A 15,835-nucleotide genomic window follows, 5' to 3' on the forward strand; every position below is an offset into this window, starting at 1 on the left:
GACCATACGCCTGAGCAACGCCCCGAATGCCGGGTTTTCCGACGGGCAGCAAGTGTTAAAACGCGCAAATGTCTGATTTGCCGGAAATGATACTTCCTGTGCTATAATTTTTCATTGTACTGTTAAGATGCGGGCACGCGCTGCCTAAGCGCCGACAGCGGCAGCTCAGACAGAAACGGAGGGGAACCGGCATGCGGCTGCAGCGTTCGAAAAAAGCACAAACCGTCATCGTCATGCTGCTGCTCAGCGCACTCTGCATTATGGCGATGGGTTTTACGGTGTATCTCCTCGCCACCCGAAGCCTGTCGGAGGAAGTGGAGAAGGCGTACCGCAGTTCGCTGCAGCGGACGCAGGACCAGGTGTCCAGCTATTTTAAACAAATCGATCAAGCCATTCTGCAATTCGAGAAGCTGCCCGCCGTCGAAAGCCTCGCTTCCCCGTGGACGGAAGAGGACGGGATCGGACTGATCAGTGTGCAGGAAACGATGCTTCGCATGCAGACGTCGCTGGAGGACGTGGACAACATCGCGCTTTACCGGGTATCGAGCGGCCGGCTGTTCAGCACGAACCGGCAGGTGACGGCGTTTCAGGACGATTACCTGAACGTGATCGGGGCTTTCGAGCAGACGGGCAAAAAGGTCGCCCTGCTCAATCTGACGGTCCATGATACGCCGACGACGGTGTATGTGCGCAGACTGCCCGTTTTTCAGACGACGCAGGATTTATATATAATCATTCATTTGAATCAGCAATTTTTCGATCACATTCTCGGACTGCCCGACGGGGAACAGGGCACGTACTTTATATTGGACGAGCGTCGGGACATTTTGCAGGCCCGGGGCGCTCTGGGCAGGACGACACTGGAAAGTGAAATTGTCCCGTTGGTCAAGGAAGGCAAGCCGAAGGCGGCGGACGACCTGTTCGTCGCTTATTTGCCTCCGTCCTACCAAGACTGGATATTCGGGTTCGCGATTCCGAATCACGTGCTGTTTGCCAAAATCGGCAGCCTCCGCAACGTCATCTTCGCCATCGCAGGTCTCTTGCTGACGCTTGCCGTGCTTATCACCCTGCTGGCAACAGGTCGGCTGTGGCGGGGCTGGAGCGAGCTCGTCTCGCTGGTGGAGGACAGCAGCCCAGCCCGCGCGGGCACGTCCGCCGGCGAACCGGTCCGGACCCCCGATCCGGACCCGGACGAATTCCGGCACGTTTACGATACGGTGCGGCGGATCAAAGCAAACCGCGACGAGCTGCAGGAGAGGATCAAGGAGCTGACGCCGGAAATCAAGGCGACCATCTTCCGCAGCCTGCTGCTCAAGGGCATCCGGTCGCAGCAGGACCGCGACAAGTGCGAGCGCTATCAGCTTCCGCTGGCGGAGGAAGGCGAATTCGGCTGCCTTGCCGTCCAGATAGATCAATACCGCAGCTTGGAAACGCTCTATTCCGAAATCGATCTGTACTACTTCAAATACGGCATATCGAGCGTCATTCAAGAGGTCATCGATACGAAAGGCAGCGGCATGGTCACCGCTTGGGGAGAGGACCGTTTCATGGCGGCGCTCACGCTCCCTGCGGCAGTGCCGGAAGAGGCTAAAGCCGCGGTACGGGAAGCGGCGCAAACGATCCGCGATTTCGTCCGGCACTACTTTCCGTTTACCGTCTCCATTGGCGTGAGCCGCCTGCGTAAGGATTACGCTTATTTGAACGTATCTTCCCAAGAAGCGGAAGAAGCGCTGAAGCACAAGCTGGTTGCAGGAAAAAACGAAGTGATCCCGATCGAGGAATTCGGCGGCGAAACGGAATCTCCCGGCGTGCCGTTCTCGTTCCGCGAGCTGGAAAACGATATCCTGTACGCCGTCCGTTCGCTCGACCGCGGGCTGGCTTACGGCTATATCGACCGGCTGCGCGAATTGGAAGGAGTCCGCACGATTCACTACCAGTGGCTGCAATCGCGGATGATCGATCTGACGCTGTTCCTGTACCGCTCGGTCGGCCAGTCGCTGTCCCGCCCTCTGGCGGAGCCTGTGGCGGCGGAATGGCTGGAGCTGTCCACGCTGGAAGAGTGGAGCGACTGGCTGAAGACGCGGGCGTGCGATCTGCTGATCGCCGAGCTGGAGGAGGAGCACCGCGGACATATGCGACGCGCCGCCGAGCAGTTAACCGGCTTCATCGATGCGCACAACGAAGAAGACATCCGGCTGGAAAGCTGCTGCAAGGCGCTCGGCCTGCCGGTCACGCTTGGCAAGCAGGCGCTGAAGGAAGTGCACGACGCCACATTCTCCGACTATCTGCTCGCCAGCCGCATCGCCAAAGCGAAGCATTGGCTGCGGCATACGGAGATGAGCATTGACGAGATGGCCTCGCGCCTGCAGTACAGCAACGCGCAGAACTTCTCGCGCACGTTCAAGAAGTTCGTCGGCATGCCTCCGGGGCAGTACCGGAAAGAGTCGCGGGGAGAGGGATGAGAATGCCGGCTCATACGGGGGCGAAGCGGTATACAGGTAGGTAGAGCTTACAGACTCCGAGCCAGGAGATAAAGGAACACGGATGCGCTATCCATAAAACGAATGCACCCGGCAAAAAGATAGAGGAACGCACGTTCGTTATTTGTGTCGAATTTTATCCTGTTCGCCTGGTTTTCGGCCCATAAATCATCGCAGTTCCTCTATTCTCCGAATTGCAGTATACTAAGGCCAACTAAGGCATCTGCCGTGCGCTATTATTAACGGCGACTGATTAAGGAAAGAGGGCCAGGGCTAATGACTACCGAAAAAACAAATCCGCCTCTATATTACGAAACCCGCGGCGACGGGCACCCGCTGATCGTGCTGCATGCGCTGGCTACCGATCACCGGTCGATGATGGCGTGGATGGAGCCGCTGTTCGAACAGCGGCCGGGCTGGAAGCGAATCTACGTCGATATTCCAGCTCACGGACGGAGTCCGGTTGAGCCCTGGATGAAAACCTCCGACGACCTGCTGGCGGTTCTGCTGGACGGCATCCGGACGATCCTGCCGGAGAACGAGCGGTTCGCGCTCATGGGGATGTCGTTCGGCGGCTACATGGCGCAAGGGATTTGGCGCGCCGAGCACCGCCGGGCGGACGGGCTGTGTCTTCTCGCTCCGGCGCTTCACCGGAAGACCCGCACCCTCCCCGAACGAAGCGTGTCGGTCCGGGACGAGGCGCTGCTGGCGGAGCTCGATCCGGAGGTTCGGGCAGCCTTCGAAACGTTGGCCACCGTGCAATCGCGGGCAAACTGGGAGCTTTTCCGGGAGGAATGGCAGCCGGGGCGTCTGCTCGCCGACCGCGCGTTTCTGTCTTCGGACTGGCGCACGCAAGGGTACCATTTCCAATGCGATCCGATCCCGGAGGACAGCCGTTTTCCTCAGCCGACGTTGTTTCTCCTCGGACGGCAGGATGCGATCTGCGGGTACAAGGATCATTTTGCCGTGCTAGAATCGTTCCCTCGTGCGACCTATGCCGTGCTGGACGGGGCCGGCCATCTGCTGCAGATCGAACAGCGGAAGCTGGTGCAGCATCATGTCGGCCTCTGGCTCGATACGGTGGCGCGGGAGAAGCTGACGGGCGTCTATGTGTAGCAGGCCTCACGAAAGCTGTTCGCCGCTGGACGCTGGGCTGCTCCGTTCCTCTCCCCCCAACGCTCTTGGCACGCGCGAATCCCGGGAGCGCGCACTTCCGTATTGCCGCCGGCCGACTCGCCGGGAAGCTGATCCGACCCTCTCGGTCGGGTCAGCTTTTTAGCTTATTCTCCCACTCTTCCAAGTAGATCATCTGCGTCAAGGGAGACGTGTCCAGCTCAAGCGGGCAAATGAACTCCAGCGAATTGCCGTCCGGGTCCTCAAAATAAATGGCCGCGTGCGCGTGCGGCCGGTTGGGCAGCACGATGGGACCCGTCGGCGCAAACCCGAAAGCTTCCCTTACCTCAATCCCCTTGTCCGCAAGCCACTGCTTGGCCCGCTTTATATCCTCCAGCTCCACTTGAAAGGCGATATGCCTCAACGACGGATGGTACGGGACGTTCACCTGTTCCGCCTCCCATAGACCGAGCCAGCTCTTTCCTTTCTCCATCCAGAAAAAGGCCAGGCCTTGGCCTTGATGCGCCAGTTCCAGGCCGATGCTTTCATAAAACGCGAGGGATCGCTTCAGATCTCTTACCGGCAAATGTGCTTCATACAGTCCTTGGATCGCGGGGATCGCCACCTTTCCAGTTTATTTTAGCAGCCAAAAAATTTACCCAGAAAATACCTAACGATTTTAGCGAATTGTGTCGATAAAAGGAGATGAACACAACAAAGGAGAGAGACATAATGGATAAACATAACTTTATGCTATCGGTCGGGAGAAAGCTGTTCTTGTCTTTTCTGATCCTGATCTTGCTGCTGGCCGGCTTCGGCCTCACCTCGCTCGGTCGGGGGGCAAAGATGCAATCCAAGACGGAGGAAATTACCGGCGCTTGGCTTTCGGGAGTAGGAATTGCCAACAACGTCAACTACTTGACAGAACACGTTCTTGTTCTGCAATATAAAATTTTGACCAATCCGGAAGTCGCCAAAAAACAACAATACATCCAGGAAGCCGATGCCACGTTTGCAGAGATCGACAAGCAACTGGATCTGTACAGCGAGACGTTCGTTAGCGATGAAGATCGCATCAATACGGAGCAGCTTCGGGCGAAATGGAACAGTTATAAGGAAGTTTACGACCGTACCCTGGTGTTGGGCAAGCAAATCGACCTGGTTCGCGGCGCGGTGAAGCAGGAAAAAGAACTCACGGCGATGATGGCGCAATCCCAGCAAACCTATGACGAAATGCAGAAACTGCTGAATAAAATGATCAAAATCAATAACGACGGCGCCAAAGTGGCAACGCAGGAAAGCGGACAAATCTACCAAAGCACTATCGGGCTTACGATTGGGATGATCGCCATTTCGGTCGTAATCGGAATCGCCTTGGTCATCGTCATGATCCGCATCATATCCAGGCCTGTTAGGCTTGTATCCGAAGCGCTGCACCGGGTGGCCGGCGGCGACTTGACGGTCGAACCGCTCGCGGTCAAGCAAAAGGACGAGATCGGGAGTCTGGTTGTTTCCCTGAACGATATGGTATCCCATCTAAAAATGACCGTGGTGCAAATTCAAGAGGCATCCACGACGGTTGCCGCTTCCTCCGAGGAGCTGCAGGCCAGTTCGGAGCAAAATACGGTGGCAACCAAAACCGTTACGCTATCCATTCAAGAGATGGCCTCCGGTTCGGAAATTCAGCTGATGCGCTCGGACGAAACCGGAAGAGCGATGGAAGAGATGGCCGCAGGCATTCAACGCATCGCCGAAACGACGTCGGACGTATCCGAATTGTCTCAAGAATCCGCCGTCCAAGCGCAGCATGGTAACGACGCCATTCAAGCGGCGAGAAGCAGAATGAATGCCCTGAGCGAATCAGTCGGGCAGGCGGGCGACGATATCAAGACGCTGGAGACGCATTCCGTGAACGTCGGCGGCATTCTGCAGATCATCAACGACATCGCTTCGCAAACCGGTTTGCTGGCGCTCAACGCCTCCATCGAGGCGGCAAGAGCGGGAGAGCATGGACAAGGCTTCGCTGTCGTCGCGAACGAAGTGAAGAAGCTTGCCCAGCAGTCCGGCGAAGCCGTTCAAAGCATCTCGGACATCATCACACAGATTCAAACCGATACGTCCAAAGCGGTGCTCACGATGAACCGCAGCTTGTCGGAAGTGCGAATCGGCCTTCAAGCCGTGACCGAGGCGGATGAAGCGTTCCAGCAAATCACCCGTACCGCAAACGACGTATCCGGCAAAATTCAGGAAGTGGCGGCGGCAGCCGAAGAAATGGCAGCAAGCTCGGAGCAGGTGTCCGCTTCCGCTTCGGAGATGAACCAAATTGCCAGACATGGTGCCGAGTCAGCGCAGACAATTGCCGCTACAACCGAAGAACAGCTCGCATCTGCCGAAGAAATTGCTTCGTCCGCGGAATCGTTAAGCCGGACGGCGCAGGATTTGTCCGAACTGGTCAACCGGTTTAAATTATAAGGGCGCCCCAGACGTCCAAAAAAAAGGGAGGAAGTCCCTGCAGCGTTGAAGCTGCGGGCTTCCTCCCTTTTCCATTTTATATCCATGCTTCATGCTTATATTTTAAACTTCCGGACCAGCGTCTCCAAATTTTCCGCCTCCCGGCTCAATCCTTCGGACAAGGAGGAAACCTCCTGCACCAAAGCGGTTTGCGCCTGGGTTTTGTCGTTGACGATCTGCACGCCGTCCAGGGATTCTCTGGCCACATCAGCCATATCGGAGACGGATGCGGCAATTTCCTCCGAGCCTGCCGCCATTTCCTCCGAAATGGCCGAAACCTCTTGGATTTGGGCGGCGACCTCTTTGGTGGCCTGCAATATTTTTTGGAACGAATCGCTGGCGGCCCGCACCTTGTGGCTGCCCAAGGCCACCTCTTCGCTTACCCGCTGCATCGCGTTGACCGTTTCCGTCGAATCGCTGCGAATTTCCTGGAGCAGCTCGCCGATCTGTCCTGCCGAGGCTGCGGAGCCTTCCGCCAGCTTGCGGATTTCCGCCGCCACGACCGCGAAGCCCCGGCCATGCTCGCCCGCCCGGGCTGCTTCGATCGAAGCGTTGAGCGCAAGCAGATTCGTTTGCTTGGACAACGTAGCGATCGTATCCGCAATTTGCCCGATGTGGGACGAGCGTTCGTCAAGTTTGGACACAATCTTGGTGGATTTGGTAACGGACTCGTCGATCTGATCCATTTGTTGCTTAGCCTGTTCCATATGTCCGTAGCCGTCCACCGCTTCTTTCTCCGTATCCACGGCCGCCTCGGACAGCTCGGTAGCCGATTCGGCCACCCGCTGTACGCCCTTGGCCATTTCTTCGATGGCACGCGATCCGTCCAGCGTGTTCTGCACCGAGATGACGGCCCCCTGCTCGATCACCGCCATCCGTTTGCCGATTTCCTCGGTTGCGGCAGAGGTTTGCTTCGTATTGGCAATCAGCTTCTCCGACGTCTCCCATACTTTCTCGGAGGTGCCGGTAATCTCCTTGATCATGCCGTGCAGGCTATCGAGCATCCGGTTAAGCGAGCCGGCGATTTCACCGATCTCGTCCTTCGTATTCGAAGTCAGTCTCGCCGTCAGATCGCCGCCGTTGCTGGCCAGCTCGGCAATTTTCTCATTCACCGTTTTTAAAGGCCGCAGCTTGATCAAGATCAAGGTAAAAATGCCGAACAAGGTCAAGAACGTCACCACCAGCAGGATCACGGCAAAGTTCATCATGGAGGTAGCCGTCTGACGGGCCGCGTCCGCTTCCTGCTGCGCCCGGGTGTTCATCTTGGTTTGAAACTGCTGGATATAGCCCATAATTTCTTTTTTGCTCGCATCGTATTGTTCGCCGAACATAAGTTTCCGGGCACTGTCGAAACTTTTCTCTTCCACCGCCTTCATGGCGGCTTCTTCGGTTTTGATCAAGGTGTCGGAGCTGTTCTTTGCTTTCTCGATCAAATCCAGCTCTTCCTGCGGAGCTTCAAGCGCTTTCAGTTGTTCGATGACTTTATCGCGCGACTTGGTTTCGTTGACCTCTTTCCAATAGTTATCGTAGTGCCGCTTATCCCCGAACTGGACATATCTTCTCATCTCTTCGGTCAAGTAATCGGAGGCGTTCTTCAAGTCAAAGCCGAGCTGCTTGAACTGCGCCTGCCGCTGTACCGCGAGCCGTTCCTGGGCGATGCCATCCTCCAGCTTGCTGACACTGTACCAATTCAGCAGCGATAATACCAATAGAAGTCCGCCCATCACCTTTAACCAGCTTGAAATCTTCATCCGCAGTCCCCCTGATGTCCTAATTTCATTCGACATTTTTCAATATATTTATCGACATTTTTAGACAAGAATTTGATATGCATTTTTTTACATTATATTTCTTCGACAAAATTAACGAGGAGAAAAGGTTACGGCGAGCGGAAGAAGTAAGGAGAAAGGTCTGAGATGCTGGAGTCGATTTGGTTGGGGGACCAGGAAAGTGGCTTAATGCCTGCGCATAAATAAGTCGGCCCGGAGAAGAGTTTGTTGCAAGAGACGAAGGCGTAAGAGGGCAAGCCTCCGCCTCACTTGGAGAGCAGGCGCGGTGTTTCGCGAACGAGTCCAGTCATAAAGCGCGGAAGCCCCCTAGCTGTAAGAGTTCCGGTTCACGGCTTCCTTGCGCCGACGGGACGACAAAACCGGCATATCCTTAAAGGATATGCCGGCACTTGAGCGATGCTGCGGACTACCTCTCACCCGCTGATTCGGCGAGAAAATCAACCAGATGCATCGCTTGCATCGACTTGTCTTTCCCATGGCGGTGCACGCCCCATTTCATCTGAAGCAGGCAGCCCGGATTAGCTGTCAGAATGACGTGCGCCCGGGTTCGCTCTACCTGCTCCATCTTATGGTCGAGTACGCTGGCGGACATCTCCGGCTGCGTCAAATTGTAGATCCCTGCGGAGCCGCAGCAGCGGTCGGCGTCGGGCAGCTCCTGCAGCTTCGCGCCGGGCACGGTCCGGATCAGCTGCCGCGGGGCCGATGCGACTCGCATCACGTTACGCAGATGACACGAGTCCTGGTACGTAACCGTCACCTGCTCCGCCCCCTGGCCGAGCGGCTTCAGCGGCAGCGGACGCCCTTCGGCGAGCAGCTCCGACACGTCGCGGACCTGCGAAGCAAACCGGTGGGCCTCCGCCTCCTCGGGATCGCCGTGAAGGAGGTGGTCCACCTCCTTCAGGGTAGCGCCGCAGCCGCCGGCGTTGCTGACGACGGCATCGACGCGGGCCGCGCCGAAGGCCGCGATGTTGGTCCGGGCCAGACGGCGGGCGCTCTCCCGTTCGCCGGCATGGGCGTGCAGCGCGCCGCAGCACGTCTGCGAGGCCGGGACCACGACCTCGTAGCCCGCCAAGCGCAGCAGCTTGATCGTGTTCACGTTCGTCTCCGTGAACAGCACATCCATGATGCAGCCGCGGAACATCCCGACCCGCCCGAGACGTTCGCCTTCGGCCGGGATCACGAGCAGCGATTGTCCGCCTTCGCCCTGTTCCCAGCAGGCAGGCAGGCCAAGCTTCACCCAACGGCGGATAACGCCGTCACCGGCCGCCTGCGGCAGCACCGCTTCCATCTCGCGCATATGGGGCGGGAACAGCTTCATGACGCCGAGCCCGCGCACCAGCTTCCGCAATCCGCTCGTTTGATACAGCTTCAGTGACGAGCCGAGCAGCCGCATCCGGCCGTGATGCGGAAACAGCCGCTCCATGAACAGCCGCTTCACCGTCCGCACCGGCCATCGCTCTGCGGTTACCGCCGCGATCGACTCGCGGGCCTGTTCGATGAGCTGGCCGTACTTGACATCCGACGGGCAGGCCGGCTCGCAAGCGCGGCAGCCGAGGCACAGGTCCATCTGCGAGCGGAACGCCGCGTCCGGCTCCATTTTGCCGTCATAGACGGCCTTCATTAATGCAATCCGGCCCCGCGGCGACGCCGCTTCCAGCCCCGTCTCCTGGAACGTCGGACAGGCCGTCTGGCAAAAGCCGCAGCGCATACAGTTGGTAAGCTGATCGGGATCGAGTGTTAGCTGCAGCTTCTCGGTCAGTTGTTTGATCTCCGTGCTCATGCGTCACGCACCGCCTTTCTCCGCAGGTCCACGGCCGTCCTCAAGCGAAGCGTTGGACAAGCCCTTTTCCCCGGCACCGGTTTGATTCAGCCCTGCGGTTCCGCCCGCTTCGTTCCCCGCTCCCGGCTCCGACTTAAACACAATGCGCTTGCGCGTCTCCGCGAATAGTTTGCCGGGATTGAGCAAGCCGTCCGGGTCGAACGCATGCTTCAGCCGCTTCATCAGGCTGATGCCGGACGCGCCGACCTTCCATTCCAGATACGGCGCTTTAACATGCCCGACGCCGTGTTCCCCGGTGATCGTGCCTCCGAGCCGGATCGCCGCGTCGAAAATTTCCTCGAACGCCAGCTCCACCCGGTGAATCTCCTCCGCATCCCGCGCATCTGTCATTGCCGTCGGGTGCAGGTTGCCGTCACCCGCATGGCCGAACGTGCAAATCCGCACGTTATGCTTCGCCGCAATGCGCTGCACCTCCAGCACCATATCGGCAATTTTGGAGCGCGGCACCGTCGCGTCCTCCAGAATGGTTGTCGGCCGCAGCCGGGAGAGCGCTGCCAGCGCGCTGCGCCGGGCTTCCATCACCTTGGCCCCTTCCTCCGGCGTCTCGGCCACCTTCACCTGGATCGCCCCTTCGCGTCTGCAGATCGTCTCGATCAGTTGCAAGTCCTTCTCCACCTGCGCCTCGTCGCCGTCCTGCTCGATCGCCAAGATCGCTTGCGCATCGACCGGTAGGCCGATTTTGGCGAACGCCTCCACCACCTCGATCGTCGCCTGGTCCATAAACTCCAGCGTACAGGGCGTAATCCGGTTCGCGATAATCTGCGACACCGTCCGCGCCGCCGCAGGCAAATCGGCGAAAACCGCGATCATCGCCCGCCGGTACGCCGGCTTCGGGACAAGCTTGACCGTCGCCTCCGTCAAAATCGCCAGCGTGCCCCCGGACCCCACGAGCAGCCTCGTCAAGTCGTAGCCAGCGACATCCTTCACCAGCTTGCCTCCCGTCCGCAGCACCTCGCCGCTCGCAAGCACCGCCTCAAGCCCGATGACGTAGTCCTTGGTCGTGCCGTACTTGAGCCCGCGCAGCCCGCCTGCGCCAAGGGCAATGTTGCCGCCCATCGTGCAGATAATCATGCTGCTCGGGTCCGGCGGATAGAACAGCCCCGTCTCCTCGACGGCCGCATGAAAGCGCTTAGTATTCAAACCCGTCTGGAACGTTGCCGTCAGGTTGTCCTGATCGATCTCCACAAGCCGGTTCATCCGCATCATGACCATGATCAGCCCGCCGTGCAGCGGCACAACGCCCGCGCACAGATTGCTGCCCGCCCCGCGGGTGACCACCGGAATCCGGTGCTGGGCACAGACGCGCATCACCGCCGCCACTTCTTCCGTCGAAGCGGGGAAAATAACACCGTCCGGCATCGATTGATACAGCGGCGTAGCATCGTAGCTGTACGAAACGAGCGTTTCGGTATCGTCGCGGAACCAGGCGTCCCCGACGATCCTTCTTAATTCTTGACAAACAGTTGCAGCCAGCAAAGCGTTCCCTCCCGTATGCCCCTGAATTAATCAGGTCATCTGATGACTTTATTATAAAAGGACCCGGCTTCCTCCGTCAATGCTTCAGTCGCCCCGCAAGGCGACATGATTCGCCCGGTCAAACATGGTACAATAAGGGAAATCTTACACGCTGCCGCAGTGTGCCTAATGCCGCATGATTTCGGAAGCGTCTCGACTGGGGGGGAATTTCCGTGGATTTTTTTCCATCTCGAGGGGGGCTTCTCGACGGGCCGCCGCCCATATTCATCTTCTTCTTCGTGCTTATTCTGGTCATCATCGCAGGCACCTTCTTGTACATGATTACATCATCCCTATCCGTCTGGTCCGCCAACAATGCATCTGCGCGTCTTACCGTCCCCTGCCGGGTCGTTGCCAAACGTACGCAGGTGTCGGGCGGGTCCGGGGATTCGAGCGCGTTTACGAAATATTTCGCGACCTTCGAATTCGAGGACGGCAGGCGGGTTGAGCTTCCTTTGAAAGGCCCCCAATACGGACTGTTGGTCGAAGGGGACTTCGGCGAGCTGACGTATCAAGGCACCCGCTTCATTGATTTTGTCCGCATGAGAAAGGAAGAGCATTCATGATCCGCAAAGGCTATGAAATCGTCGCCGACGCCCTTCGCGAGCAAATCGAGCAGGGCGTCTGGCCGGTCGGTTCCCGGATCGACTCGGTCGAGCAGCTCGCCGTGAAGTTCGGCGTCGGCCGCTCCACGATCCGGGAAGCGCTCATGTCGCTCAAAGCGCACGGCTGGGTGGACGTCCGCCACGGCGGCGGAACGTTCGTGCTCCGCAATAGCGGCGCGCTTCAGATAGAAGCGCCCGAGATCGGGAACGTAGAGCAGCTCCGGCAATGGCTTGAGCTGCGCTTTATCCTGGAAACCGAAGGCGCAGCACTGGCCGCGGCGCGCCGCAGCAACGACCATCTGATCGAGCTGGACAAGATCCTCGCCGAGATGGCTGCCCTGACCGACGAGGACAAGCTGGAGCAATGCGATATCCGGTTTCACCTGAAGCTGGCCGGAGCATCCGGCAACGAGCTGCTCGTACGCACGCTGGAGACGCTTTTCCTGACCATGGGCCCGGCGATGCGGGAAAGCCGCCGGCTGTGGCTGTTCGCGGAGCAGAGCCAGACCGTCCGGCTTTCCGAAGAGCACCAAGCCATCGTCGACGCAGTGAGACTGCAGGACACTGCCCTTGCCCGAGAACGCGTCGCCTCCCACTTGCGCAAGGTGGAGCAGATGCTCCGCCGTTTAACCTACGAAGCCTGACGGCACACGGCATCTCATACGAAAAAGCCCGCCGGCATACTCCGGCGGGCTTTCCTCGTTTAATGGGCGGCTCCGCCCTTTTTCAACCATTCGCAGCCGTCCGCGCAGGAGCAGAGCGCCTTCTGCACCGAGCACCACGAACGCTTCGCGTAATAAATCGGCACTTCCTGTTCCTTCGCTTGCTGCTTGATGGCTTTGGTCAGATTGTGGTTGACGTAATCCGTCAGCACAAGCACCGCGTCCACCTTTTCCGGAATCCCCTTCTTCACCATTTGGCATTTGCGTCCGGACATATGCATCACTTCGTCAAAACCGATATTCGCCAGATGATCGGGCATATTGCCCAAATGATCCGCTCCTACGACCAAAATCGACGGCATGTTTCGAGCCTCCTTTTCGTTAACGGGCTGTCTCCTGAGAGAGCCTTCCGTGCATGTATTTTTATCGTGTCTGCCTTCGATTCTCGTTATTTCGCGCCCGCGAGCAGCTTGAGCTTCCGTTCCTCGCGCTCGGCACTGCTCATCCGCGGACAGGTATAGCAATACCCGTGGTCCGTATCCGTCTTGTAAGCGAGACAGCAGCTGACTTTCATCCGCAGCCGCTCTCCGGGCTTACGCGGGTCGTCGACGTAGCGGAACTTCACATCGAGCGGATGCCGCGGCCGGCCGAATACGTCCGGCGGCAAGTCCGACAGCAGCGCCTGGAAGTCCTCCGTCAGCTTGGTCCGAAGCTCTTCGCTGTCCGCTTGGGCAACAGCCATATCTCGGACGTAGTACATCCGGGTCGCGATCTGCCCCCACAATTGCCCCGCATCCAGCCCTGCCGCTTGCGCCAGCGATCCGAGCAGCGGCCGAAGCGTCTCTCCGTATAAGGAGGAGAGCACTTGACGCCTCCACTCGGCCCGGTCCCCCTCAGGCAACGATACCGTTCTGGCGTCATGCAGCCGGAACCCGAACATCGGGCGGCCTTCCTTCTGATACAAATTGACCGTCAAATTGCCCGGCGAAAAATCGAACGCCGCATCATACCGGCTGATCATATACTGCTGCGCTGCGCACAGCATGCCGAGCCAGCCGCTAAAGTATGTGGCCGGCGCTTGCTCATCCAACGCGCGGATATGCTTGCCATACTTCACCAGAAGCATGTCCGCATGCCGGCGTTCGAACAGCTGCGACAGTTTGACCGACAACTCCCCCTCGTCGGGAAGCTCCCGTATGAAAAAAAACTGCGCCTCCAGCTCGCTGAGACCTTGCTCCGCCAGCGCTTCATTCCTTGCCTGCTCCATGCCGCTCTCCCTTCCCGTTCCGGTTATTTGCACTCGGGCGCTCTTTCGATGCTCCCCCGAGCCTTTTCCTCTTCCAACACTTGAACCGATATCCTCTGTATGTATGAACCGTACCGGAGCTCTTCCGGTTGCGACTGTAGTCTATCGGGAATCGAACGGTCCGCAATGCTGCCTGCCCGGCTAAGGTTTCTATGCCTGATCAGCTCATACAGCAAACCCACGGACGGCTCCTCCTCTTATTATATGATAATGATTCTCAATAACATGTATATTACAAATGATAATGGTTATCATTCTCGTTGTCAATGGGTCGTCTCTTTTCGTGTCACTGTTCCTGGCCCGTCTGCCGGACGATGCATAAAACTTGAAATCCGTTCCAAATTAATGCAAGGAGGTGCTGCATTTGCATCGCAGGTGGAACGGACTGCAGCTGAAAGCGATCCTATGCCTCATTATTGTCTTTGCCCCCATGCTGCTCCCTTCTCCTTCGCCCGGACTTTCCTTCAGCGGACAAAGATCTGGCTGACGCCGGACAGCACAGCCTACAAAGCGGTCTATGACGCCTTGAACGGCTGGGACCCTTCCGGCGAAGCGCTGTACTATTTCAATCCCGCAACGGCCACCTCGACGTGGATCTGGTCCAGACCGCAAATCAAACAAATCGGCCGCCATATTTTTTGCAAATGAGAAACACGGCTTCCATTGGAAAGAGCCGGGCCCTCACAGGTGCCCGGCTTGCCGTTACTTTCGCACGCGAAGCTTAGATGAACAAGAAGCTGCAGCTGATAATCACGAGCAGAATGAACAAAACCAGGATGACGCCTGTCGATGTGAAACCGCCAAAACCACCCACAATGATCACTCCTTCAAAAAAATTGAATATCCGCCATACTCCCCATGTCGAATATTCGCAATATTAATGTATGCGGAAGATGAATAACCGGTATGGACGAGTGAGGGGGAACATTTATTCAGACAGGCCCATTCTTTTGGCAGGTTACATCACACTAAATGCGAAGAAAATCCGGGAACACACCAAGGCAAAGCCGAAGCGGCAGAATTTCCCGCATTGTCGACATTGTGATTTTTCTCACATCACTTTTCTCTCGGACATGCTATAGTAAAGGCGTAGGGAGGAAGCAAATCCCGACATCAATCAAAGGAAAGGAACATGCGATATGAACACCGTGCTTCGTTCCCGCTCCGGCCGACGACACTGCTATAGCAGCCGATCTTGCCTTACAAAACGCTCTTACCTTATTGAAAGGCAAGCGAACGATTTTTCTTACGGGAATTTGTGAATTTTTTCACGATATCTTGTTGGAAAAACGAATGGACTCGATCGACCATCTAATCCTGTCAGTTTAAATGGATATTATCCCTTAATGATGGTAATTTATCCCTCTTCATCTCTTTAGTGTTGTGCAATAATGAAAAAAATGAATGTGTCAAAATTTAGACACAATTTGATAACAAAGGGAGCGATTATGATGATTATGAAATGGCTAAGAGAAAACGTGTATGCTGCCGGATTGCTGCTTGTGTTACGCGTCTATGTCGGATGGACATGGCTTACGGCCGGGTTCCACAAACTTACCGGCGGGTTCGACGCCACCGGCTTCCTGAAGGGCGCTATTGCCAAGCCTCCAATGGACAAGGCCACAAACGAATTGATTTACCCGACCTTCAACGCGTTTATTGAAAATTTCGCTTTGCCTAACGCGAAGCTGATCAACATCATGATCCCGCTCGGTGAGTTTCTCGTCGGTCTCGGCTTAATTCTCGGAACACTCGCGACGGCAGCCGCCTTCTTCGGATTAATGATGAACTTCATGTTCCTGTTCGCCGGAACCGTAAGCACGAACCCTTGGATGGTCCTCCTCGGCTTCATCCTCTTGGCCGCAGGAGCCAACACCGGCAAATTCGGTGGCGACTACTACGTACTGCCTTACCTCCGCAAAACGTTCCGTAAGCTGAACAAAGGCGGAGACGGCCACGATCCTAACAAAACCGCCGGCGGCACCCGTGCCCCGATGGGAGTATAACCAAACG

The 15,835-nt window shown here is 57.2% G+C and carries 14 protein-coding genes; 7 read left to right on the forward strand and 7 right to left on the reverse strand.

From position 1 onward, the window contains the following. Positions 1-191 precede the first annotated feature (191 nt). A complete protein-coding gene (locus NI000_RS24385; protein WP_253413987.1) occupies positions 192-2,462 on the forward strand; it encodes a helix-turn-helix domain-containing protein in 2,271 nt (756 codons plus the stop codon). A 294-nt stretch (positions 2,463-2,756) separates the two neighbouring features. Further along, the gene (locus NI000_RS24390) at positions 2,757-3,596 is read left to right on the forward strand and encodes an alpha/beta fold hydrolase (protein WP_253413988.1); all 840 of its coding nucleotides are present in this window, start codon (positions 2,757-2,759) and stop codon (positions 3,594-3,596) included. A 151-nt stretch (positions 3,597-3,747) separates the two neighbouring features. Here the strand turns inward: NI000_RS24390 and NI000_RS24395 are convergent, their stop codons facing one another. Continuing rightward, a complete protein-coding gene (locus NI000_RS24395; protein WP_253413989.1) occupies positions 3,748-4,179 on the reverse strand; it encodes a VOC family protein in 432 nt (143 codons plus the stop codon). Between the two features lie 146 nt (positions 4,180-4,325). On the opposite strand from NI000_RS24395, the gene NI000_RS24400 reads away from it, so the two are divergent. After that, positions 4,326-6,065, forward strand: coding sequence for a methyl-accepting chemotaxis protein (locus NI000_RS24400; protein ID WP_253413990.1), 1,740 nt, complete (start codon positions 4,326-4,328; stop codon positions 6,063-6,065). A gap of 95 nt (positions 6,066-6,160) precedes the next feature. Here the strand turns inward: NI000_RS24400 and NI000_RS24405 are convergent, their stop codons facing one another. The 3 genes from NI000_RS24405 to NI000_RS24415 form a co-directional block, all read right to left on the reverse strand. Further along, complete coding sequence (locus tag NI000_RS24405; RefSeq protein ID WP_253413991.1) at positions 6,161-7,855, reverse strand: methyl-accepting chemotaxis protein; 1,695 nt, start codon at positions 7,853-7,855, stop codon at positions 6,161-6,163. Positions 7,856-8,300: 445 nt separating this feature from the next. Further along, the gene (locus tag NI000_RS24410) at positions 8,301-9,674 is read right to left on the reverse strand and encodes a (Fe-S)-binding protein (protein ID WP_253413992.1); all 1,374 of its coding nucleotides are present in this window, start codon (positions 9,672-9,674) and stop codon (positions 8,301-8,303) included. Positions 9,675-9,677: 3 nt separating this feature from the next. Beyond that, a complete protein-coding gene (locus NI000_RS24415; RefSeq protein ID WP_253413993.1) occupies positions 9,678-11,210 on the reverse strand; it encodes an FAD-binding oxidoreductase in 1,533 nt (510 codons plus the stop codon). Between the two features lie 212 nt (positions 11,211-11,422). On the opposite strand from NI000_RS24415, the gene NI000_RS24420 reads away from it, so the two are divergent. Continuing rightward, positions 11,423-11,815: a DUF2500 domain-containing protein gene (locus NI000_RS24420; protein WP_253413994.1), complete on the forward strand. Its 393-nt coding sequence runs from the start codon at positions 11,423-11,425 to the stop codon at positions 11,813-11,815. After that, positions 11,812-12,498 (forward strand): FadR/GntR family transcriptional regulator, encoded by a 687-nt coding sequence (locus NI000_RS24425; protein ID WP_253413995.1) that lies wholly within the window; start codon positions 11,812-11,814, stop codon positions 12,496-12,498. Before NI000_RS24420 ends, NI000_RS24425 begins: the two co-directional genes overlap by 4 nt. Before the next feature lie 59 nt (positions 12,499-12,557). On the opposite strand, the gene NI000_RS24430 is transcribed toward NI000_RS24425, so the two are convergent. Further along, positions 12,558-12,878 (reverse strand): DUF2325 domain-containing protein, encoded by a 321-nt coding sequence (locus NI000_RS24430; RefSeq protein WP_025850854.1) that lies wholly within the window; start codon positions 12,876-12,878, stop codon positions 12,558-12,560. Positions 12,879-12,964: 86 nt separating this feature from the next. After that, entirely contained in the window at positions 12,965-13,783 is an 819-nt protein-coding gene (locus tag NI000_RS24435; protein WP_253413996.1) for a ferric iron reductase, read from the reverse strand. A gap of 444 nt (positions 13,784-14,227) precedes the next feature. On the opposite strand from NI000_RS24435, the gene NI000_RS24440 reads away from it, so the two are divergent. Further along, on the forward strand, positions 14,228-14,470 hold the full coding sequence (locus NI000_RS24440; protein ID WP_375540999.1) for a cell wall hydrolase: 243 nt from the start codon (positions 14,228-14,230) through the stop codon (positions 14,468-14,470). 73 nt (positions 14,471-14,543) lie between these two features. Here the strand turns inward: NI000_RS24440 and NI000_RS24445 are convergent, their stop codons facing one another. Next, the gene (locus tag NI000_RS24445) at positions 14,544-14,636 is read right to left on the reverse strand and encodes a hypothetical protein (protein ID WP_054973725.1); all 93 of its coding nucleotides are present in this window, start codon (positions 14,634-14,636) and stop codon (positions 14,544-14,546) included. 637 nt (positions 14,637-15,273) lie between these two features. Here NI000_RS24445 and NI000_RS24450 point away from each other — a divergent pair. Continuing rightward, positions 15,274-15,828, forward strand: coding sequence for a DoxX family protein (locus NI000_RS24450; protein ID WP_253413997.1), 555 nt, complete (start codon positions 15,274-15,276; stop codon positions 15,826-15,828). Positions 15,829-15,835: the final 7 nt, after the last annotated feature.

The sequence above is a fragment of the Paenibacillus tyrphae genome, assembly GCF_024158745.1.
Lineage (GTDB): Bacteria > Bacillota > Bacilli > Paenibacillales > NBRC-103111 > Paenibacillus_G > Paenibacillus_G tyrfis_A.

Excerpts from the sequence above, each read along its gene's own strand:
- NI000_RS24385 (WP_253413987.1), top strand. The coding sequence starts at position 192 with ATGCGGCTGCAGCGTTCGAAAAAAGCACAAACCGTCATCGTCATGCTG.
- NI000_RS24390 (WP_253413988.1), top strand. The coding sequence starts at position 2,757 with ATGACTACCGAAAAAACAAATCCGCCTCTATATTACGAAACCCGCGGC.
- NI000_RS24400 (WP_253413990.1), top strand. The coding sequence starts at position 4,326 with ATGGATAAACATAACTTTATGCTATCGGTCGGGAGAAAGCTGTTCTTG.
- NI000_RS24405 (WP_253413991.1), bottom strand. The coding sequence starts at position 7,855 with ATGAAGATTTCAAGCTGGTTAAAGGTGATGGGCGGACTTCTATTGGTA.
- NI000_RS24410 (WP_253413992.1), bottom strand. The coding sequence starts at position 9,674 with ATGAGCACGGAGATCAAACAACTGACCGAGAAGCTGCAGCTAACACTC.
- NI000_RS24425 (WP_253413995.1), top strand. The coding sequence starts at position 11,812 with ATGATCCGCAAAGGCTATGAAATCGTCGCCGACGCCCTTCGCGAGCAA.
- NI000_RS24430 (WP_025850854.1), bottom strand. The coding sequence starts at position 12,878 with ATGCCGTCGATTTTGGTCGTAGGAGCGGATCATTTGGGCAATATGCCC.
- NI000_RS24435 (WP_253413996.1), bottom strand. The coding sequence starts at position 13,783 with ATGGAGCAGGCAAGGAATGAAGCGCTGGCGGAGCAAGGTCTCAGCGAG.
- NI000_RS24440 (WP_375540999.1), top strand. The coding sequence starts at position 14,228 with ATGCCTCATTATTGTCTTTGCCCCCATGCTGCTCCCTTCTCCTTCGCC.
- NI000_RS24450 (WP_253413997.1), top strand. The coding sequence starts at position 15,274 with ATGATTATGAAATGGCTAAGAGAAAACGTGTATGCTGCCGGATTGCTG.